At 49.8% G+C, this 21529-nt stretch carries 22 protein-coding genes and 1 pseudogene; 16 read left to right on the forward strand and 7 right to left on the reverse strand.

Annotated features, from left to right (window positions below; translation table 11 throughout):
- Positions 1–102: 102 nt before the first annotated feature.
- Positions 103–762: a YhcN/YlaJ family sporulation lipoprotein gene (locus FGB90_RS09805; RefSeq protein ID WP_138810634.1), complete on the reverse strand. Its 660-nt coding sequence runs from the start codon at positions 760–762 to the stop codon at positions 103–105.
- Between the two features lie 156 nt (positions 763–918).
- On the opposite strand from FGB90_RS09805, the pseudogene FGB90_RS09810 reads away from it, so the two are divergent.
- Positions 919–1191, forward strand: a pseudogene (locus FGB90_RS09810) (YutD family protein); the annotation flags it as partial.
- 170 nt (positions 1192–1361) lie between these two features.
- Here FGB90_RS09810 and FGB90_RS09815 read toward each other — a convergent pair.
- The 3 genes from FGB90_RS09815 to glpX all read right to left on the reverse strand — a co-directional run bounded on the left by FGB90_RS09815 (position 1362) and on the right by glpX (position 2960).
- Positions 1362–1631, reverse strand: coding sequence for a hypothetical protein (locus tag FGB90_RS09815; RefSeq protein WP_138810635.1), 270 nt, complete (start codon positions 1629–1631; stop codon positions 1362–1364).
- Between the two features lie 64 nt (positions 1632–1695).
- Entirely contained in the window at positions 1696–1962 is a 267-nt protein-coding gene (locus FGB90_RS09820) for a DUF3055 domain-containing protein (protein WP_138810636.1), read from the reverse strand.
- Between the two features lie 23 nt (positions 1963–1985).
- The gene (gene glpX / locus FGB90_RS09825) at positions 1986–2960 is read right to left on the reverse strand and encodes a class II fructose-bisphosphatase (protein ID WP_138810637.1); all 975 of its coding nucleotides are present in this window, start codon (positions 2958–2960) and stop codon (positions 1986–1988) included.
- 212 nt (positions 2961–3172) lie between these two features.
- On the opposite strand from glpX, the gene FGB90_RS09830 reads away from it, so the two are divergent.
- Complete coding sequence (locus tag FGB90_RS09830; protein WP_138810638.1) at positions 3173–3619, forward strand: DUF86 domain-containing protein; 447 nt, start codon at positions 3173–3175, stop codon at positions 3617–3619.
- Between the two features lie 18 nt (positions 3620–3637).
- Positions 3638–4405 (forward strand): TIGR01457 family HAD-type hydrolase, encoded by a 768-nt coding sequence (locus FGB90_RS09835; protein WP_138810639.1) that lies wholly within the window; start codon positions 3638–3640, stop codon positions 4403–4405.
- A gap of 175 nt (positions 4406–4580) precedes the next feature.
- Here the strand turns inward: FGB90_RS09835 and FGB90_RS09840 are convergent, their stop codons facing one another.
- Complete coding sequence (locus FGB90_RS09840) at positions 4581–5084, reverse strand: phosphatidylglycerophosphatase A family protein (protein ID WP_138810640.1); 504 nt, start codon at positions 5082–5084, stop codon at positions 4581–4583.
- Between the two features lie 197 nt (positions 5085–5281).
- Here FGB90_RS09840 and yutH point away from each other — a divergent pair, with 197 nt between their 5' ends.
- A complete protein-coding gene (yutH, locus tag FGB90_RS09845; RefSeq protein ID WP_138810641.1) occupies positions 5282–6313 on the forward strand; it encodes a spore coat putative kinase YutH in 1032 nt (343 codons plus the stop codon).
- A gap of 71 nt (positions 6314–6384) precedes the next feature.
- A complete protein-coding gene (locus FGB90_RS09850; protein ID WP_138810642.1) occupies positions 6385–7362 on the forward strand; it encodes a 2-hydroxyacid dehydrogenase in 978 nt (325 codons plus the stop codon).
- A 222-nt stretch (positions 7363–7584) separates the two neighbouring features.
- Here FGB90_RS09850 and FGB90_RS09855 read toward each other — a convergent pair whose 3' ends face one another.
- Positions 7585–7824, reverse strand: coding sequence for a NifU family protein (locus tag FGB90_RS09855; protein ID WP_138810643.1), 240 nt, complete (start codon positions 7822–7824; stop codon positions 7585–7587).
- A 193-nt stretch (positions 7825–8017) separates the two neighbouring features.
- On the opposite strand from FGB90_RS09855, the gene FGB90_RS09860 reads away from it, so the two are divergent.
- On the forward strand, positions 8018–8365 hold the full coding sequence (locus tag FGB90_RS09860) for a YuzD family protein (RefSeq protein WP_138810644.1): 348 nt from the start codon (positions 8018–8020) through the stop codon (positions 8363–8365).
- A 150-nt stretch (positions 8366–8515) separates the two neighbouring features.
- On the opposite strand, the gene FGB90_RS09865 is transcribed toward FGB90_RS09860, so the two are convergent.
- Complete coding sequence (locus tag FGB90_RS09865) at positions 8516–9583, reverse strand: NAD(P)/FAD-dependent oxidoreductase (protein WP_138810645.1); 1068 nt, start codon at positions 9581–9583, stop codon at positions 8516–8518.
- A 451-nt stretch (positions 9584–10034) separates the two neighbouring features.
- Here FGB90_RS09865 and FGB90_RS09870 point away from each other — a divergent pair, with 451 nt between their 5' ends.
- The 10 genes from FGB90_RS09870 to argF all read left to right on the forward strand — a co-directional run bounded on the left by FGB90_RS09870 (position 10035) and on the right by argF (position 21266).
- A complete protein-coding gene (locus FGB90_RS09870; RefSeq protein WP_138810646.1) occupies positions 10035–10271 on the forward strand; it encodes a YuzB family protein in 237 nt (78 codons plus the stop codon).
- 64 nt (positions 10272–10335) lie between these two features.
- Positions 10336–10581: a hypothetical protein gene (locus tag FGB90_RS09875; RefSeq protein WP_138810647.1), complete on the forward strand. Its 246-nt coding sequence runs from the start codon at positions 10336–10338 to the stop codon at positions 10579–10581.
- Positions 10582–10592: 11 nt separating this feature from the next.
- On the forward strand, positions 10593–11462 hold the full coding sequence (gene dapF, locus FGB90_RS09880; RefSeq protein WP_138810707.1) for a diaminopimelate epimerase: 870 nt from the start codon (positions 10593–10595) through the stop codon (positions 11460–11462).
- 232 nt (positions 11463–11694) lie between these two features.
- Complete coding sequence (gene argC, locus FGB90_RS09885; protein WP_138810648.1) at positions 11695–12732, forward strand: N-acetyl-gamma-glutamyl-phosphate reductase; 1038 nt, start codon at positions 11695–11697, stop codon at positions 12730–12732.
- 48 nt (positions 12733–12780) lie between these two features.
- The gene (argJ, locus tag FGB90_RS09890) at positions 12781–14007 is read left to right on the forward strand and encodes a bifunctional ornithine acetyltransferase/N-acetylglutamate synthase (RefSeq protein WP_138810649.1); all 1227 of its coding nucleotides are present in this window, start codon (positions 12781–12783) and stop codon (positions 14005–14007) included.
- 11 nt (positions 14008–14018) lie between these two features.
- Positions 14019–14816, forward strand: a complete 798-nt coding sequence (gene argB / locus FGB90_RS09895; protein ID WP_138810650.1) for an acetylglutamate kinase — start codon at positions 14019–14021, stop codon at positions 14814–14816.
- Positions 14809–16002: an aspartate aminotransferase family protein gene (locus FGB90_RS09900; RefSeq protein ID WP_246056125.1), complete on the forward strand. Its 1194-nt coding sequence runs from the start codon at positions 14809–14811 to the stop codon at positions 16000–16002. Before argB ends, FGB90_RS09900 begins: the two co-directional genes overlap by 8 nt.
- Positions 15999–17072 (forward strand): carbamoyl phosphate synthase small subunit, encoded by a 1074-nt coding sequence (locus FGB90_RS09905; protein WP_138810651.1) that lies wholly within the window; start codon positions 15999–16001, stop codon positions 17070–17072. Before FGB90_RS09900 ends, FGB90_RS09905 begins: the two co-directional genes overlap by 4 nt.
- The gene (gene carB / locus FGB90_RS09910) at positions 17059–20295 is read left to right on the forward strand and encodes a carbamoyl-phosphate synthase (glutamine-hydrolyzing) large subunit (protein ID WP_138810652.1); all 3237 of its coding nucleotides are present in this window, start codon (positions 17059–17061) and stop codon (positions 20293–20295) included. The genes FGB90_RS09905 and carB overlap by 14 nt, the downstream gene beginning before the upstream one ends.
- Positions 20295–21266, forward strand: a complete 972-nt coding sequence (gene argF / locus FGB90_RS09915; RefSeq protein ID WP_438502690.1) for an ornithine carbamoyltransferase — start codon at positions 20295–20297, stop codon at positions 21264–21266. Before carB ends, argF begins: the two co-directional genes overlap by 1 nt.
- Positions 21267–21529: the final 263 nt, after the last annotated feature.

Here is a 21529-nt window from a genome sequence, read left to right on the forward strand (position 1 = left end):
AACTTCAAATTAAGAACAGTAAAAATCTGCACACGATGCACCCCTAAAACAAAAAAAGAGGGTACCGCAAAAGTTTCCTCCTGCTTTACCCTGCTAAGAAAGTCAGTTCATTTTATAGTCGTCGTTGTCTGAATGCATTTCGTCTTCACTGATCGGCTCACCCTGCGGGTAGGCTTTAAACTGCTCAATTGTCTGATCCATTGTTTCGTCATACTCTTCACCCTCCGGTGAAAGGTCGGCGAAACGTTCGATGTCCTCAACGAGTGCTGTGTCGTCACTTACGTATACTTCGTAATAGGACGGAACGACTGAGAGCGCTGTTTTTCGTACCTGGTCAGCTACTTCATCCCGGCTTTTGTCAGAGTTTTCGTCACGGTCGTAAACCATAAGCACCTGCTCGTCTGTCACGAGTGTTGAGCATCCGTTAACTGAAGGGATTACCGCAGCCATTTCACTGATGGAATCTGCCAGAAGCTCTCTGTCATAAACAGCGTAGCCCGGTGCTTCTTTCGCACTGGCGGATTCCTTGGTCTCGGTAACAAACCCGAACCGGTTGAATTCGTCGTGATTGGCGCCGCCTTCACGGTTAATGACATTGTACCCTTCCTGGGTGTTACCCGTACCCATCGGGGTCCATTGACCGTGAGCTTTGCCATCATTCTGCTGACCCTGTCCATATGGACTTGTCAGGTTTTCCATTTCTCCTCCGCAGCCGGCCAGGGCGGCGGTTAAAAGCAGTGATGCTGCAATCATACGTTTCATTTTTTCCACCTCCTGCGTATAGGTTTTACCGTTTTAGCTGTTCCTAGGAGCGGTAATTTGTGCCGTTTTTGCTTAAGAGACGGTAAACCCCGGTGAAAATATTGAATTTTTCCTAAAAATAAGGCAAGATAAAAGAAGTAAAGAGAGGTGGTAACGATGATCCGTGTTCAGGGGAATCAGTATGAGATCCTTGAGGATGTCAAAGGCGGATTCGTGGAAGAGGATTTCAAGTCCCGCTACAGTGACGTTCTGAATAAATATGACTATATTGTCGGGGACTGGGGCTATAACCAGCTCAGGCTCAAAGGATTCTTTGAGGATCAGCACCGGAAAGCCCCGTTCGAATCAAAGATCAGTTCTCTTCCGGAGTATCTCTATGAATACTGTAATTTCGGCTGTCCTTACTTTGTGATTAAAAAAGTGAAAGAAAAAAAGACACAAAGGACACGAAAGAACAAAAAGAAAAGAAACAAACCGGGCAGGAAGCTACTGCAAGGTAAATGATATACATGAAAAAGGCCGCCTGCTGCAAACCTGCAGGCGGCCTTTCGCATTCCCGTGAGGAATAACCGGGGGGATTCAGTGGATACCTGCAGTCATCACTGTCTGCCTCCGCCGTTATAACGTTTGTCATCATGAGTGGGGTGGGAACCGGGGACTTTCCGGTCGAGCCCTTCGTGAAGGTTCTTGTATTCGTAGTTAAAGGCGCTGTATGAGCGCTGGCCTTCATGCCACGCTGAGCTTTTTCCCAGTGGCCGCTCGATTGGAGATCCGTATGGACCCTCGGGCGTAATTTCGGGCAGAACGTAATTACGGTTGTTTTCCACAACAGTAAAATCCGAGTATTTCCTTTTGTCTTTTTCAGACATAATAAAACACCTCCCCGGCACTTAGTATGCCTTCAGGGAGGTGTTTTCGTTCAGGAAGATATTATCAGATCACTTCATATAAAAACTGACGGAGTTCTTCGGCTTCCGCTGCTTCAAGGCTGAAGGCCTGTTCCAGATAACCGGGCTCCTCAAGGTCATCCGGGCCAATGATGGCGAAGCGGTTGGACAGTGTGTTCAGGACGAGTTTTTTTCCGTAATAGCGGGAGGACGTGGTTATAGCGAGATCAAATCGCTGTTCCTCTCCCATAAAACTTACGAAACGGGTTCTGGTTTCCTCCGTGTCGTCGTAAAGGTAGAAACGTTCGGACATGCTCATCCTTCCTTCCCTGATCTTTACCCCTGATCCTGCTGAAGGTGAGGTTTCTGGTTCAGACGGTGCTGTGCCTTAATATACCGTACTGTACCGGTTTTTGCACGCATGACGATGGAGTCGGTTTCCACGTGATCTCCGCTGAGAAAACGGACACCTTCAAGAAGTTCACCGGTGGATACTCCGGTTGCAGCAAAGATTGCGTCGTCACTTCTTACAAGATCGTTAAGCTGGAGCACTCTGCTCGTATCTTCTACACCCATTTTGCGGCAGCGCTCCTCTTCTTCATCGTTCATCGGCACAAGACGTGCCTGCATGTCTCCGCCCAGTGATTTAATCGCTGCAGCCGAAATCACACCCTCTGGAGCTCCGCCTGTTCCAACAAACAGGTCAATTCCTGTGCGGGGCATGGCCGTTGCTATCGACGCGCCAACATCTCCGTCACCAAAGAGTGTTACGCGGGCTCCTTTGGCGCGGATCCGGTCCACAAGCTCCTGATGACGCTCACGCTCCTGGATGATAACGGTGACGTCACGTACCCGTTTATTGTTCATTTTGGCTACGATGTCGATCGTTTTTTCGATCGGATCGTCAAGGCGGACGAGGCCTGCTGCTTCAGGGCCTACAACAAGTTTTTCCATGTACATGTCAGGTGCATGGAGGAGAGTCCCCCGATCCGCAATGGCAATGACAGCCATTGCATTCGGATGGCCTTTGGCCACGATGCTCGTCCCTTCGAGAGGATCCACGGCGATGTCCACTTCAGGGCCCGCACCGGAGCCGAGCTCTTCCCCAATATAAAGCATGGGAGCCTCGTCAAGTTCGCCTTCTCCAATCACGACGGTACCCTGCATGTTAACTGAGTCAAACATCGTGCGCATGGCGGTTGTGGCTGCATCGTCTGCTTCGTTTTTGAGGCCGCGCCCCATCCACTGTGCCGATGCAAGTGCTGCTGCTTCTGTTACCCGTACAATTTCTAGTGCTAATTCGCGATCCATGTGTAGATTCCCCCAGTTGTATTTATGAAGTGATAAAATGCCAAATGAAGATAAAAGCTGTATAATATGACCCGAAGGACAACGTTCGGTGGTACCGTAAATCCTTCATCATAATAACAAATATTACGTACTAAATAAACGGTAATTTGTGAAAGGATGTATATTCCTGTTTTTAATGTGTTATACTATTTTGTTTTGAGAAGGTGAGAAATGTGTATTTTGTAGACCGTGAACTGATTGAAAAGAGGCTGGCTTACCTGGAAAAGCTGCTTGGAAGGATGGCTGAGCAGACCGGGGAGGAAGAGGATTCAAAACTTGTACTTGAGCGGACAGGCCACATGATTATTGAGGCTATGATGGATACGTCGAACCAGATGATCGACGGATTCATTATGCGGGATCCGGGGAGTTTTGAGGACATTGTAGATATCCTTCTCGATGAGAAGGTCGTCTCTGACGAGGAGGGGCAGGCCATTAAGCGTCTGCTGCCGTGGAGAAAAACCCTCTTACAGGAGTATACGGCAATTGATCATCAGAAACTTAAAACTGCCTATGAAAAGGAAATGCCGTATCTCCTCCGTTTTCCGGGAAAAATCCGTATGTATCTGGAAAACGAACTGGGGCCGGTTTCGGCCTTTCTGCCGCACAAAACCGACTGAATGACCGGAGGGACCACTGTGAAAAATTACAAAGGCTATCTGATTGATCTTGATGGAACAATGTACCGCGGGGCTGAAAGAATTGCCGAAGCGGTTGAATTTGTTAATGAACTTTCACGAAGAGAGCTTCCGTATCTGTTTGTGACGAACAATTCGTCCCGGACGCCGGAGCAGGTGTCAGCGAAGCTCGTCTCCATGGGCATTCCATCCACTCCCGGACACGTATATACGACGAGCATGGCAACAGCGGGCTACATTGCCGGACAAAAGCCGGGAGCCTCGGTTTATATGATCGGAGAGGAAGGGCTCGCCCGTGCCCTTGAGGAAGAAGGACTCGTTCGTGGAGGGGAGGAGGCCGATTACGTGGTGATGGGGATCGACCGAAAGATATCCTATGAGAAATTCAGTACCGCCTGTCTTGCTGTCCGGAACGGTGCATCGTTTGTTTCCACAAATGGGGATGTGGCAATCCCTGCAGAACGCGGTCTCCTGCCGGGGAACGGTTCCCTCACTTCTGTAGTCACTGTTTCCACCGGTGTAAAGCCCAGGTTTATCGGCAAGCCGGAAGCGGTCATTATCGATGGCGCGCTTGAGGTGCTCGGCACTGCAAAAGAAGATACGGTCATGATCGGGGACAATTATGACACGGATATTCTTGCCGGCATTCACGGCGGACTGGATACGGTGATTGTACATACCGGGGTGACTCCGAAAGAGCACCTGGGGAAAAAGGAAATCCAGCCGACGTTTTCCATAGACGGACTGGATGAATGGAAGTTTATATAAAAAAGCTGTTTTTGGAAAGATTATTGTTTTATTCCGCTGCAGGCGGACGCTTTGCGCGGGCATCGCTTCAGCCTCCTGGGAAAAACGCTGCTGTTCCTGATATCAGTCGATAATTTCTGAACAGGGAAAAAGAAAAGGATGCTGCCAAATGTAGGGAGCATCCTTTTTCAGCTATTCAGTCCCCGGCTTCCGCAGCTTCCGCACTGTGGGCCAGACGACTTGAGGCAGCGGCGGCAATTGCCCCGACAATGTCGTCAAGAAACGTATGGCATCCGTTGTCTTTATCGTTAAGATACTTTAAAATTCCGGGTTTTTCCTTGTCAATGTATCCGTAGTTTGTAAAGCCGATGGATCCGTAGACGTTTACTATAGAAAGGGCAACAATTTCATCTACTCCGTAAAGACCTTCGTCCCGTTCAATAATTCCCTGAAGCGGCTGCTCGAGCTTTCCTTCCTCTCCAAGTTTGTCGAGCTGAATGCCGGTAAGTATCGCATTCTGCACTTCCCGCTTGGAGAGAACCCTGTTTACGTTTTTGATGCAGAGGTCCATCGTAAGGTCCGGATAATACTTTACCTGGAGGTAGTAGACGAGTTCTGCTATATCCTCGATCTTCACGCCTCTGTTTGTAAGCCATTCCCGTGCTGTCTGCTCCGTAATATCTTTTTCATTTTCGCTCATATGCTTCATCACCTTCATTTCCTTTGGGGTATCATATGTCTTTCCAGCCGGTTATGTGTACTGTGTCCTACTAGTCATATCCAGGATTGAGCCGATTTAGACGCAGAGGAAAAACCGGAATAAGGTCTCCGGGTATTTTCACCCTTCCGCTCCCGCCTGCATAATCTGTTACGACAGTCTTACGAGGAGGAAGTCGGATGCTTGAACGATCGCTGTTTGATCACTACCGCCTTTATGCGGAAAATGTGATGCATGCCTATGAGCTGACGGTCATAGAAGCAGGCGGGGAAACGTACCTTTTAATGCCTGTGCCCTCTGACCAGAGCCGGGTTCAGGGACAGTCCGAAATGGCACAGTGGCTCCGTTCGCAGGGAGAGGAAGGGGTTCCGGAACTGGTCCGGACCGATCATGGTAAATCATTTGTTGATATAGACGGTACTACAATGGCTCTTTACCATTTACCTGCAGCAGGACAGCTTCGCGAAGCTTCTGAACTGTCACCCGGAAAAAAGCTCGCTGTTTTTCATCAGCGAGGCATGTATTATCCCTCGGCAGGGAATAGAAAAGGTGAAAACGGTGCGCAGTACTGGAAGGGAAAGTGGGAAAAAAGACTCGATCAGATGGAATCGTGGTACACCCATATCAGGAACGAGCGCTTTAAAAGTCCTTTTGATGAGTCTTTTCTTATAACCTATTCCTACTTTATGGGGATGAGCGAGAATGCCATACAGCTCATGAACGATATCGGAATGGACGACGGGTATGCTGCGATGGATCAGGGCAATACAATCTGTCACCGCAGATTCAGGGAAGGCACCTGGCTGACGGTTGATCACAGATACCCTTCAGCCATCAAAGTTCCCGGAGAGTTTGTATACGATCACTTTTCAAGGGATCTTACGGAACGATTCAGGGAAGCTGTACAAAATGCCGTTTCCCTGCAGAGGCAGACCGACTTTTACACTTTCCTTGCCGACTATGAACAGGAGCGTCCCCTGACAGCTGTGGATAGAAAGCTGATGGTTGCCAGGCTTATGTTTCCGGTGCACTATTTTGATACAGTTGAAAATTATTATCAGACAGTGGATGAGAAGAAGAAGCAGATGTACGCAGATGAATTTATTATGATTCAGAACGGCAGTGACTTTTACGAGAAGCGGGTCGCGGAACTGCAGCACTACCTGCTCGATGAACGTACAAGAATGAGGATGCCCGTCTGGATAGGATGAAAAAAGAACAGTAATAACCGGACTGTTCTTTTTCTACATAAGAACCAGCAGAACGAACGGAGGTTTTGTAAATGAGAAGAAAACCTTATGTATTTATTACCCGGGAACTGCCGGACAGTACGATTGAACCGCTTCTGGACCTCGCGCGGGTCTCCATGTGGGAGGAGTCGGACAGGCCTGTCACACGCAGGCGCCTTGAAGTGGAAGCCGCTGAAGCTGATGCTCTTTTGACGATGGTCAGTGATCCGGTGGACAGAGAACTTCTTGAAGGAGCACCTAATCTAAGAGTGGTATCCAACATGGGGGTCGGCTACGACAACGTGGATCTTGAAGCAGCAAATGAACTTGGCATTCTTGTCTGCAACACGCCGGACATCCTGACGGAAACGACTGCGGATTTAACGTTTGCACTGCTCCTGGCCTCTGCAAGGAGGATTACTGAGGCAAGTGAGCTCGTAAGAAGCGGCAGCTGGCAGGAATGGGGACCGATGCTCATGGCAGGCCGCGACGTATACGGGAAAACACTCGGTATCGTTGGAATGGGAAGAATCGGAACGGCTGTAGCCAAACGGGCTTCCGGATTTAACATGAACATTCTTTACCACAACCGGACGAGGAAAAAGGAAACGGAGTCCGTCACCGGTGCGTCGTGGGTTGAGCTGGAAGAACTGCTGCAGGAATCGGATTTTGTAGTGTGTCTTGCGCCATTGACAGAAGAAACGAAGCGGATGTTTTCATATGAGCAGTTCCGCAGAATGAAAGAAACGGCATTTTTTATCAATGCTTCCCGCGGCGGGCTTGTGTATGAGAAAGGCCTCGTTAAAGCGCTGGAAGAGAGACAGATCGCAGGGGCCGGTCTGGACGTGTTCGAGGAAGAGCCAATCGATCCCGGACACCCGCTCCTCTCATTTCCAAACGTGACAGTACTTCCTCATATCGGCAGTGCCTCGGTGGATACCCGAAAAGAGATGGCCCGCATGGCGAGCAGGAATATTGCCCATGTCCTGAAGGGCTACCGGCCAAAAGCGATTGTGAACCGGGTGGAGTGACCCGTCATGCGGAAGGTACTTTCACTCTTTCCGAAGACCTCACTTCAGCCTCCTTTGGAAAAAACCGTCCTGCAAAGTCTTCGGTTGCTGCATTTTCCGCAGGAGGCACGCCTTCTGCTCCATCAATAATTTTTGTAACAGCAATCTTTAGGAAAACACCCAAACAGAAAAGATGCAAAAAACCCTCTGCCGATTTCGGCAGAGGGTTTAGCTGTAAGCTGCTTAAAATACCTGTTCGAGTTCTGTGACGCCTGGTACTTCTTCAAGCAGGGCGCGCTCGATCCCGGCTTTAAGAGTGATTGTGGAACTTGGGCAGGAGCCGCATGCACCCATAAGGCGTACTTTTACGACACCTTCGTCGATTCCTACAAGCTCAACGTCTCCTCCGTCACGAAGAAGGAACGGGCGGAGTTTATCGAGGACTTCCTGTACTTGTTCTTCCATGGTTGTTTCTGTAGCCATGTAAAACACTCCTTTCAATATCCTTATGTTTCATTATAATATCCATACTCGGAAAAATCCATGAACGTGCTTCATTTTCTGCAATTGGGTTTCTTTACATCTCCCGGTCACGGGATTCACCCCGAGTATAACATAAATCTATGATAAAATAAGGGGGCAGAAAGAAAACGCTTAACCCCAGGGAGGGGATCGGATGTCTCGAATTTTAATTACCGTATACGGGGCAGAGGAAAAATGTGCAAGCTGTATTAATCTTCCATCAGCCCTTGAAACAAAAGAATGGCTTGAAGCAGCAGTGGCCAGGAAATTTCCTGAAGAACCGGTATCATTTGCTTACTGTGACATTGAAGCACCTGAAGGAGAAGAACAGGAGAAATTTGCTGAACTCATTCTGAATGACGAATATTTTTACCCGCTCGTTGTCGTTAACGGGGAAGTAACGGCAGAAGGGGATCCGCGTCTGCCGGTCATATACAGAAAAATAGAACAGCTGCTGGCTGAACAGACCGGGGCGGCCGGTACTGGTCAGGCCCGTGCCTGAAAATGAATGAGCCTCCGGAGTGCCTGCTGTAAGGGTGCTGCGGAGGTTTTCTCATGACCAGACCGGCAGAGCGTGAAAGACCAGCCTGCTGTACCTGTTGCACACAAAAAAACCGCCCGGCAGCCGGACGGCGAAATAGTATGCACTCTATTACCCTGAATGATATTTGTACATCCACAGTACACCTGATTTCAGGACACGCGGCACGCGGCCGGTGAGGGGTTTTTCACCCATGAGTCCGAAGCCGTGCTTTTTGCCAAGTGAGCCGAGAACACCTTTAAGTTTAATTCGCGGCAGTTTTTCAGGCCACGACTCACCGTTCCATTTCTGCTGAAGAAGCATGGCGATCTGCTCACCCTGTGCTTCTGCCAGCTGTGCAGAAGGCGCCTGGTCGAGACGGGCACAGTCACCGACAACAAAAACATTTTCATATCCCGGAACGTGATGGTGGTGGGTCACTTTCACACGCCCCTGATTATCCTGGGGCACGTCGAGACCGCGAACCACTTTGTTTGCCTGAATGCCTGCTGTCCAGATAATTGCATCAGTATGGACCGGGTCATCATGGTTGTACAGAATATTCTCTTCCACTTTTGTGATGTTTGCTTTATTGATAATATCGACGTCATTGTCCTGAAGCCACTCTGTAACGTAGTTGTAGAGCTTTGGCGGGAACATGCTGAGGATTGTTTCACCGCGGTCAAACAGTTTCACGTTCAGGTCCGGACGGCTTTCGCGCAGCTCGCTTGCCACTTCCACACCACTCAGACCGCCGCCCACAATAGCTACCGTGCCGTTGTTTCGGATTGCCTGGATCACCTGATTTGTTTTCCGGGCACGTCTCATGGACTGGATACTGAGTGTGTACTGATCGGCACCAGGGACTCCGTGGTATTTATCTTCACATCCGAGTCCGATGACAAGGTCATCATAGGGGACCGTTTCACCTGAAGAAAGTTTCACTTGCTGATCTTCAAGGCTGATGGCTGTAACGGTCTCATATTTCATTACAAGCCGGTTATCATTCGGAAAACTGACGCGAAGATTTTTATCAGCAACGGTCCCGGCTGCAAGAGCATAAAACTCGGTTTTCAGGCTGTGATAGGCTTCTCTTTCTATCAGGGTAATCCGGACATCCTTCAGGTCTTTTGCTGCCAGCAGCCGCTGAATAATCCTCAGCCCGCCGTAGCCGCCGCCCAATACTACTAACTCTCTCACACGATCAGCCTCCTCTTTGATGTGGCGCGATTCTATCTTTTTTAGCGCTCTTTCCGTAAATGCTGCTGCCGTTAAAAAAATGACCGCTGCAGGCGGCCGCATTTCGCGGATGCCACTTCAGCCTCATCGGTTAAAAACCATTCCCGACAGGTCTTCGGTCAATGCTTCTACTGCAGAAGCTGCTGCCTATCGCTCCATATGTTTCCATATAAAAAGCAGCCATTTATACGAAAAAAAGCCATTTTAAATAAGAATATATCGTATGCCGCAGGGTAAATCCAACGGCAGTACAATGCATATGTAAACGTTTTAGTACCCCTTAAATTCTATCAACTTTTTGTCGAAATAACAACATTTTTAAGAATAATTACCTTCTGTTTCAGGCAGGAATGTTGACAGGGATTTAGTGAGACGATAGGATTATGAATGACCAAAAAGAGGTGATGCACGAATGAAACCGATTATCGAGTTCTGTGTCAGTAATCTGGCCAGCGGAACACAGGAAGTTCGTGAGCGCCTGGAACAGGATCCGAATCTGGACGTGATTGAGTATGGCTGCCTGAGTTTCTGCGGACAGTGTGCCCGTACACGCTTCGCTCTGGTAAACGGAGACATTGTCACCGGCGGCACGAACGATGAGTTATATGATAATATCTACAAACATCTGGAGGAAAACCCGATGTTTTAACATGAGACCTTACTCCGCAGCGAAGGAGTAAGGTTTTTTACAACATAAACGTGGAGGGAATACAATGAAAATGATCCCTTTTGAAAATACGTGGCCCTACGAGCTGCAGATGGGTGATATTTACGTATCCGAATGCCCGTACTGCGGGGAGGAAAACGTCTTGACGAACATGAAAACAAGAGATCTGAAGCGGGCGAAGGAGCATGTGAAATTCAGGCTTCATATGCCGTGCTGCAATAAGACGATGGTCATTCTTGAAGCGGATGATGATTACTTCTGGACAGATGAGCCGCTCAGACAGCAGCGATGAACGGAGGACACATAATGAAAATACCATTTACGAAAATGCACGGACTGGGAAATAATTATATATACATTAATGAATTTGAAACCCCTCTGCCGGAAGAGAAGCTCGCACCCTTGGCGATCGAGCTGGCTGATCAGCACCGGGGAATCGGATCAGACGGGATGATCCTGATTGGGCCTTCGGAATCCGCCGATGTTCGGATGCGTATTTTCAACAATGACGGATCCGAGGCGAAAAACTGCGGGAACGGACTTCGCTGCGTGGCAAGATTTGCTTATGAGCGAGGGCTTGCCGGCTCCAAAACAGCGATGACAATAGAAACCAAAAGCGGAAATGTCACAGCTGAAATACACCTCGACGGTGATGCAGTAGCAGATATCACTGTGAATATGGGGCAGCCGATTCTCAGGCGTGGCCAGATTCCCATGGCCGGACCTGATACAGAGCTGGTAGTAAATGAGGAGTTTGAGGCAGACGGGGAGAAACTTTATGTGACCGCTGTTTCCATGGGCAACCCTCATGCCGTTTTTTTTGTTGACCAGATTGAGGATGCCCCTCTTACCACGCTTGGGCCGGTAGTTGAAAAAGACAGGAGATTTCCTGACTGGGTCAATGCCGAGTTTGTGGAAGTAGTGAGTTCAAAAGAGTTGAATTTCCGTGTCTGGGAGAGAGGATCGGGCATTACCCAGGCATGCGGTACGGGGGCGTGCGCCGCGGCAGTCGCTTCCGTCCTGAACGGATTCAGTAGCAGAAATGAAGAAATAACCGTTCATCTTGCGGGCGGGGATCTGAGCATCCGCTGGGATGAGCAGGGGGAAGTATGGATGACCGGACCGGCAGAAGTTATTTGTGACGGTGTTTATACACCCCGGGATGACAGATAAATATAACGATTAACCAGGACCTGAAAATCAACCCGATTTTCAGGTTCTTTTTTTGTTCATTTTTTCAGGGAAGCCTGCATCAGAAAGCTCCGTCTGAAACTTTTTTCATGATCCTCCCTGGTGGTGTGATGCTGAATTCCGCATTTTTTTGATAAAATTAAAATTCACTGTTGAATAAAAATTTAACTTTAAGTATAATAATTAATTAATTCGGGAATGGAGGGAATCATGAATGAAAGCTGCAGTAGTAGGTGGAACGGGATACGGAGCGATCGAACTAATTCGGATTATCCAGCAACACCCCTGTATTGAACTTGTTTCTGTTATATCAAAATCACAGAGCGGAATACCGGTTGAAGACGTGTTCCCTCATTTATCAGAAATTGTTTCCTATACAATGGATGTATATGATATTCAAAAAATACAGAAGGAGGCAGATGTTGTCCTGTTTGCGGCACCTTCTGGTGTGAGTAAGGATCTGATTCCCCGGTGCATTGAAGCAGGTCTTTTGTGCGTGGATCTGTCCGGGGACTTCAGGCTTGAGGGAAAAGAAGTGAACCGCAGGTGGTATAACCAGGAACCGCCTCCGGAACATGCTGCATCCCAGGCAGCATACGGACTGACGGAACTTTACAAAGATGAGATTTGTGAAAGCAGGATCATTGCCAATCCCGGATGTTATCCGACGGCGGCATTGCTTGGTACGGTACCGGTAATAAAAAACGGCTGGGCCGATCCTTCCTCCATCGTCATAGATGGTAAGTCAGGTCTCAGCGGAGCGGGAAGGGGGCTTTCACTCAATGCCCATTACAGTGAGGCAAACGAAAATGTGAAAGCCTACAAAGTTGGAAAACATCAGCATATCCCGGAAATTGAACAGGTCCTGAGCAGAGAACACGGGAAAGACGTAACGGTTTCATTTACCACTCACCTTGTTCCAATGACGCGCGGGTTAATGTGCACAGTCTCACTTGTTCTTCAGGAAGCAGTCAGTACCAGTCAGGTGATCAATTACTACCGGTCATTCTACAGTGAAGATCCATTTGTAAGAGTGATGGATGAAGGCTGTTTTCCATCGACGAAAAACGTCTACGGTACCAACTTCTGCGACATCGGACTTTACGCCGATGAACGAACCGGAAGGCTGACGATTGTAAGTGCCATCGATAACCTCGGTAAAGGAGCTGCAGGTCAGGCCATTCAGAATATCAACGTCCTGTGCGGCTGGGATGAGAGGACCGGCCTGATCCAGGTACCGGTATATCCATAAAAAGTTGAAAATTGTACCGAAAAAAAACGTGATAGAGGGAGGAACAGGATGAAGACAGCAGTTAACAGCGGAATTTCCGTGCTTCACGACGGAAGCGTAACTTCGCCTGCGGGCTACAGGGCGGGAGGCGTTCACTGCGGGATTCGCAGGAAAAAGCTCGACCTTGGCTGGCTTTTCACAGAAACACCGGCCGCAGCAGCTGGTGTATACACAACAAACCGTTTCAGGGCAGCACCGCTTTCCGTAACCCGGGAAAGTATCGGGTACGAACAGAAGCTTCAGGCTGTTCTGGTAAATTCGGGAGTGGCCAATGCATGTACGGGAAATCGGGGGCTGGAAGATGCGCGGCAGATGCGAAGGGCTTTTTCCGAAGTGCTGGGTATTGAGGAGCACCTTGTGGCTGTAGGGTCAACAGGAGTCATCGGGCCCCTGCTCCCACTGGAAAACATAAAAGAAGGAATCAAAGGTTACGGTGAGGCGGCCAATCATATATCCGGCCGTTTTGAAACCGCGATACAGACGACTGACACCTGCGAAAAAAAAGCGGCGGTCCAGTTTGAAACAGGTGGCCGGGTGATCACGGTTGGCGGAGCGGCCAAAGGGTCGGGCATGGTCCATCCGGATATGGCTACAATGCTGGGCTTTCTCACAACAGATGCTGACATTTGTGCGGAGGCACTTCAGAAGGCGCTCAGGGAAACTGTTAACCGGACATTTAACATGATTACGGTGGATGGCGACTCAAGTACGAATGATATGGTGCTTGTTATGGCAAATGGAAGAGCAGGAAACATTCAGCTTCACGAAGAGCACCCGGACTGGGAAACTTTTGTCTCTGCTCTGGAGGAGGTCTGTATGATGCTTGCTAAACAGATCGCAAGGGACGGAGAAGGGGCAACAAAACTCATTGAAACGACGGTATCAGGAGCTTTAACAGAGGAGGCGGCGAGGCGGGCAGCCAAGGCCGTTATCTCCTCCAATCTCGTAAAAACAGCGGTGTTCGGAGCTGATCCGAACTGGGGGAGAATTGTCTGTGCTGCAGGTTACAGTGGGGAATCTGTGGAACCTGAAAAAATCAGCGTAAAACTTGGAGATCTTCCACTTGTAAGAGAGGGAATGCCTCTCCCCTTTGATGAGGCGGAAGGAGCTGAGTATTTAAAACAGGATACCATCCGGATTTTTCTTGATCTGGGTCAGGGTGAAGCCGAAGCAACTGCCTGGGGATGTGACCTGACCTACGACTACGTCAAAATCAATGCATCCTACCGGACATAGGGAGTGTAAGTATGAGAGAAATCGTTATAAAATGCGGCGGCAGCAGTCTGGAAGAGCTGCCGGAGGAGTTTTTCGTGGATTTGGTCCATTCCCATGAACAGGGTGTCTGCAGTCCGGTGATTGTTCACGGTGGAGGACCTCTTATTTCCAAATTGCTCGAACAGACCGGTGTGAAAACGGAATTTGTAAACGGACTCCGTAAAACAACCGGAGATGTTCTTAAAGTAGTGGAAATGGTTCTGAGCGGTTCGGTCAATAAACAGCTGGTGAACAGAATTCAGCTTGCCGGCGGAAATGCTTTCGGCCTGAGTGGTGCGGACGGTTATTTCATGGCAGCAGAACCTGCCGGAAACAGTCTCGGTTTTGTAGGGGAAATCTGTAAAGTGGATACAGAAGTCGTCAGGGGAATTCTCTCGAGAGGCCAGATCCCGGTCATTTCCCCTGTGAGTGCAGACCCTTCAACAGGGCAGAAATACAACATTAACGGTGATACGGCTGCTGCAGCTGTGGCAGAGGCCCTCGGGGCGCCGCTCAGTTTTATCAGCGATATCCCCGGAATATACCGGAGCGGGGGCGGAGGATGGTTTGAACATTTAACCGTTCCGGAAGCGGAAAGTCTGCTTGAAAAGAAAGAAGTGACAGGGGGAATGGTACCAAAACTCAAAGCGGCCGTAGAAGGTCTGAAGAGCGGCGTTCCTGAAGTCTCTGTCATCAATGGTCTGGATTCCAGTGCTCTCAGGGCGCTTCTTCAAAATACCCAGATCCCGGGAACGCGCATTACTGCCGGGGAGGTGACTGCCCGTGTCTGAAACAGCAGTTTTTCAGCCTCTTATGAACACCTATAAACGAATTCCCCTTACGATTACCCGTGGCAGAGGGAGTTACGTCTGGGATGAGACGGGGAGAAAATATCTCGATCTCACCTCCGGGATCGGCACCTGCAGCCTGGGGCATGTTCCGGATCGTGTGAAAACAGCAGTTGCCTCCCAGCTTGAAGAGCTGTGGCACTGTTCCAACCTGTTCCATATTCCGGCCCAGGAAAAGCTCGCCTCCCTGCTTGCGGAGAACAGCTTCGGGGATCAGGTGTTTTTCTGTAACAGTGGTGCCGAGGCGAATGAGGCAGCGGTCAAACTGGCCAGAAAACATGCCCGGGAAGTCAAGGGAGCCGGTGCCACGGAGATTGTCACCTTTACACGTTCCTTCCATGGCCGGACGATGGGGGCGATGACCGCTACCGGCCAGGATCATGTAAAAGAAGGCTTCTCACCTCTTCCGGAAGGGTTCAGTCATATCCCCTTTAACTGTTCCGAGTCCCTGAAAGGTATCGACGTTGAAAAAACAGCAGCGGTTCTGCTGGAGCCTGTACAGGGAGAAGGCGGGGTGATTCCGTCAGACCCTGCCTGGATCAGGGAGCTGGAGGAGTTCTGCCGGAAGCATAACATTCTTCTCATGACAGATGAGGTGCAGACGGGGGTGGGAAGAACGGGAAGTTTATTTGCCTATGAACAGTACGGCATTACGCCTGACGTCATGACACTTGCCAAAGGGCTCGGCTCGGGTTTTCCGATCGGTGCTGTTGTTGCAGGAAGTAAAGCAGCGGCCAGTTTCGGGCCCGGAACTCACGGGACGACATTCGGGGGAAACCCTCTGGCGTGTACAGCGGGTATAGCGACAATAGAGGAAATGATAGAGAAAGGAATACCGGAAAAAGCGATGGCTTGCGGAAACCGAGTGAAGGAGAAGCTCAACAGACTGGCTGAAGAACTGACTGAAGTAACCGAAGTGAGGGGGAAGGGCCTGCTACTCGGACTGGAACTGGAAGTTGAAGCAGCGGACATTGTAACAGAAGCAAGGGAAAACGGCCTTCTCGTTCTAACAGCAGGAAAGAACGTACTGCGGCTTCTGCCTCCACTTACGATTTCACCGGAAGAAGCCGACAGAGCAGTTTCCGTACTGGAAGATATTTTTAGAAGACGGGAGGCTACAGCAGTATGAAAGGGTATTTAACACTCGATACCGGAGACATCTTTGAGGGAGAACTGATTGGTGCCGATTTCCCCGGAACGGGAGAGGTTGTCTTCACTACGAGTATGACAGGTTATCAGGAGATGAGCACGGATCCGTCCTATGCAGGACAGATTCTTGTGTTCTGTTACCCTCTTATCGGCAACTATGGTTTAGACAAAAATGCAAATGAAAGTAAAAACACAGCAGTATCAGGCGTAGTTACGGGAGAAGTGTGGGATGACGCTGAAGAGTACCTGCATACGGGCAGTTTCCCGGATCAGCTGAAAGAAGCCGGGGTCCCGGGGCTTATGGGAGTGGATACAAGAGCTCTTGTTAAAAAGATCCGGAAGTATCCGACAGTCACCGGCTGGATCGCTGCTGATCCAGTCACCGGACCGGTGCAGCCGGCCAGGGAAGGACTCCTTGTCGACCAGGTAGCTGTAGAGAGCGCAGAGTACTTTCCGAATGACGGTCCCCACGTGGTTCTCATTGATTACGGTTATAAAAAATCCATCCTTCACGCTTTGCTTAAACGTGGGTGTGCTGTTACGGTGCTGCCGTATACAACGCCGTTTGACGAGGTGGAAATGCTTAATCCGGACGGCATCCTTCTCAGTAATGGCCCGGGCGATCCCACACAGCTTGAAGGAGAGTTTCTGAAAATCAGACTTATGGCAGAAAAATGGCCCACTTTCGGGATCTGTCTTGGTCACCAGCTGCTGGCGCTTGCCTTTGGAGGCGGGACGGAAAAGCAGCAAAACGGCCATAGAGGGAGCAACCACCCTGTAAAGGAACTTCTCACGGGGAAAGTTCATATTACCTCCCAGAACCACGGTTACGTTGTCAGGGAGAATGGGATAACTGGAAAAGGCTTCCATGTAACCTACCGCAATGTCAATGACGGTACAGTTGAAGGCCTTTGCCATAATTCGCTTCCGGTTTCATCTGTGCAGTTTCATCCTGAAGCCCATCCCGGTCCGAGTGACACTGATTACCTGTTTAATGTATTTGTCAGACAGATGAAAGAGGCAGGAGGAATCCGCTATGCCAAAGCGTAACGATCTGAAGAAAGTACTGGTCATCGGGTCAGGACCTATCGTGATCGGTCAGGCAGCAGAGTTTGACTATGCTGGAACCCAGGCCTGTCTTTCGCTGAAAGAGGAAGGGATTGAGGTTGTTCTTGTAAACAGTAATCCCGCAACAATTATGACTGATGAAACGGTGGCAGACCATATTTATATTGAACCGCTGACCACAGAGACGGTCACGGCCATTATAGCAAAGGAAAAACCGGACGGAATGATTGGAACTCTCGGAGGACAGACAGGGCTCAACCTGACGATTGCCCTGTATGAAAAAGGGATCCTCGATCAGTTCGGTGTTGAGCTGCTTGGAACTTCCGCAGCCTCCATTCAGAAAGGGGAGGATCGGAATCTGTTCAGAAGCCTGATGTTCGACATCGGGGAACCGGTACCGGAATCACGGACAGTTGAAAGTCTTGAGGAAGGCGTTATCTTTGCAGAAGAGTCCGGTTTTCCCGTCATCATCAGGCCGGCCTATACCCTCGGCGGTGCCGGGGGCGGGTTTGCCTATGATATGGCGGAATTCGAAACGGTGCTTCAGCGGGGCCTTTCCATGAGTCCGATCCACCAGGTGCTGGCCGAAAGAAGCATTAAAGGGTGGAAGGAAATCGAATACGAAGTGATGCGGGACGAAAATGACACATGTACGATCGTCTGCAATATGGAAAACATGGATCCGGTTGGGGTTCATACGGGGGATTCCATTGTTACTGCTCCGTCACAGACATTGTCCGATGTTCAGTATCAGAAGCTGAGGGATGCTTCTCTGAAAATTATCCGTGCTCTCAACGTGATCGGGGGATGCAACGTCCAGTTTGCTCTTCATCCGCAGACCGGGGAGTACTGCGTGATCGAAGTGAATCCACGGGTGAGCCGTTCGTCAGCTCTCGCATCAAAAGCGACGGGATATCCGATTGCAAGAATCGCTGCCAAGTGTGCAGTTGGGTACCGGCTGGATGAAATTATAAACCCGATTACCGGTACTACGTTTGCTTCTTTTGAGCCGGCTCTCGATTACACTGTTGTCAAACTCCCAAGGTTTCCATCTGACAAATTCCCTGAGGCTGACCGCACGCTGGGGACGCAGATGAAAGCAACCGGGGAAGTGATGGCGATTGACCGCTCGTTCGAAGGAGCTCTGAACAAAGCCCTGCGGTCAATGGAAAACAGTGTGTACAGCCTCCAGCATCCTGCGTGCCTCGGTATGGCGGATGAGGATCTAACGGAAGCTGTGCAAAACCCTTCTGATCTTCGCCTTTATGCCATAGCCGAGGCTTTCAGAAGAGGGTGGACCGTCCAAAAAGCAGCAGATACCACGGACATCAGCAGCTGGTTCCTCAGGAAGGTAAAAAACATTGTGGACTGTGAAAATGAGGTTGCCGCCTACTCCTGGGAACGGCTTCCGTACAATGTCCTCAGGAAAGCGAAAAGAATGAATATCAGCGACCGCCGGCTCGCAGCGCTTGCCGGTACAGACGAAAAGAGCGTACGAAGAAAGCTTGAAACTGCTGATCTTGCTCCCGGATTTAAACTGGTGGATACGTGTGCAGCCGAGTTTGATGCAGTTACGCCGTATTACTATTCCACCTGGCAGGGTGAGGACGAAGTCATGGAATCGAAATCGGAAAAGATCCTCGTCGTCGGTTCGGGGCCAATCCGTATTGGGCAGGGCATCGAGTTTGACTACTGTTCTGTGCAGGCGGCAGAGGCTGTGAAACAAAAAGGCTTTGAGGCGGTCGTGATGAACAATAATCCGGAAACGGTAAGCACCGACTTTTCCGCTGCAGACCGTCTTTACTTTGAACCTCTGGCGGTAGAGGATATTCTGGCTGTTGCAAAAAAGGAAAAAGTCACCGGGGTACTTGTCCAGTTCGGCGGTCAGACTGCCGTTAATACAGCGCAGGATCTTGCTGATGAAGGAATTCCCATTCTGGGTACGTCCCTTGAAGCAATTGACACACTGGAGGACCGGGAAGGCTTTTACGCATTGCTTAATGACCTTCACATCCCTCATATCCCAGGCGAGACCGTTCATAACAGGGAGGAGCTGTATGAAAAAGCCGAAAAGACCGGTTATCCGGTAGTGGTGAGACCTTCCTATGTTATCGGAGGGAGCAGAATGGAGGTCTGTTATACTCCGGCAGATCTGCACAGGTATGTTGACAGATTCATGGAGACAGAGGACAAACGCACCTGGCCGCTTCTTCTGGATTCCTTTATTCCGGGTCGGGAATGTGAAATGGATGTGATCAGCGACGGATCTTCCATTGCTGTGCCGGGAATCTTTGAGCATGTGGAGCGTGCAGGGGTGCACTCGGGAGACAGCACGGCACTTTTTCCGCCCTTCAGTCTCACTGATGAGGAGAAACAGACGATGACCGAATACGCTGGTAAAATTGCCACGACCGCTCCGGTTAAAGGAATAATGAACATCCAGTTTGTGATTCACGGCGGGACTGTATATGTACTGGAGGTCAATCCGAGAGCCTCCAGAACCGTACCGATTATGAGCAAGGTGACTGGTGTTCCGATGATTGAATGGGCAGTGCGGATCCAGCTTGGTGAAAAACTGAAAGATGTTTCAGACATAGAGGGACTGATGGATGAACCGGGATTCTATACAGTCAAATCACCGGTTTTCTCCGCTTCAAGTCTGCCCGGAGCAGATACCGTTCTGGGACCTGAAATGAAATCCACAGGAGAAATTCTCGGCTGCGGCAGATCTCTTGAAGAAGCCGTACAGAAGGTAATCGCGGTGAAGGAAGATCCGGCAGATGAATCTGTACTGCTCTGCTCCATTGCGGATCATGAGAAAGAGGAAAGTATTCCCCTGATAAAAGAGCTGTCCAATCTCGGGTGGACTGTCAAGGCCACAGTTGGAACGGCCCGTATGCTTTGGGGAGCCGGGATCGATACGGGGGTAATTCCGGATAATGAGGAGCTGCTTGAACATCTCTTCAGAAAAGAACAGCCGCACGCCGTGATCTGTACCGCCGGAAAGGGGCAGTCCAGAGAAACGTTCGGGTTTGCCCTTAGATCATGTGCGGTCAAATATAATGTTCCTTACTTTACGAACCTCGATACTGCACGGTTCTGGCAGCGTTTCGGAGCTCAAAAACCGAAGACGCCGCTAACCCCCCGGCGGATGAGTGAATACAGAAATTCAGCAGAAATGAAGAATGGAGTGATGGCATGGTAATGACAGATTTGAAACAGAAAGCGGCATCCATGGTTACGCAGAGTGAATTACGGGATTTTCTGACTTTAGCCGATTTGGGGACGGCACAGCTTCACTCTCTCCTCGATGAAGCTGCTGATTTAAAAAGAAAACAGAAACAGGGAATTGCACACGAGTATGCCCGGGGGAAATCACTTGCAATGATTTTTGAAAAATCATCCACGCGAACCCGGATCAGCTTTGAATTAGGCATGACGCAACTGGGAGGACATGCGATTTTCCTGAACTCAAAAGATTTACAGCTGGGAAGAGGCGAGTCCCTTTCAGATACAGCCAGAGTATTATCGGAGTACGCTGATACGATTATGATCAGGACATTTGCCCACGCCACAGTGGAGGAGCTGGCAGCATATGCGTCAATACCGGTTATTAATGGTCTGACAGATCTCCACCACCCCGCTCAGACCCTGGCAGATCTACTGACGATAAAAGAAAAGAAAGGAAAACTGAAAGGAATTAAACTGGGCTGGGTCGGAGACGGAAGCAGCAATGTTGCCCATTCCCTTCTGGAAGGGGCCGCCCTGACAGGGATGAATATGACTCTGGCAGCGCCAGAAGGATATGAACCTGACCAGGCTGTTTTCAGCAGGGCCCAAGCCCTTGCAGACGAGTCCGGAGGGAAACTCTCACTTACACGCAGTCCTGAGGAAGCCGCAGCAGGCGCAGACGTACTCGTCACTGATGTGTGGACCAGCATGGGGCAGGAGGCCGAGAAGGCAGAGCGGATGGATGCATTCCGTCCGTATCAGGTAAATCGTGAACTGTGCCGGCTGGCAGACCGCGATTACATTTTCCTTCATTGCCTGCCCGCACACCGCGGGGAGGAAGTAACCGGCGAGATTATCGATGGTCCCCATTCAGTGGTTTTCGAGGAAGCCGGGAACAGGCTGCACGCCCAGAAGGCTCTTTTGAAAATGCTCCTGTGTGACTGATTTCAAAGCAGAAGTTTCTGCAGTAATCCAGCGTGATGAAAATAAAGAAAGGGGCTGGGACCAAAACCAGCTTATAAGAAGGGCCCTCACCAGCGGTGAGAGCTCTTTTTTGTATACAGTATTTTAATGTTTGATTGTTCAAAAATACACTCGCTGCCGCGGGCAAGGCTTCAGCTAACCGGGGGCACTTCTGCTTCTTTCTCTGCAAGTAGCTCTTCGAAGCTGTCTGCGTCGAAGCAGCTCGAAGTATTTACAGGATGTAA

This window comes from Alteribacter natronophilus, assembly GCF_006007885.1.
GTDB lineage: Bacteria > Bacillota > Bacilli > Bacillales > Salisediminibacteriaceae > Alteribacter > Alteribacter natronophilus.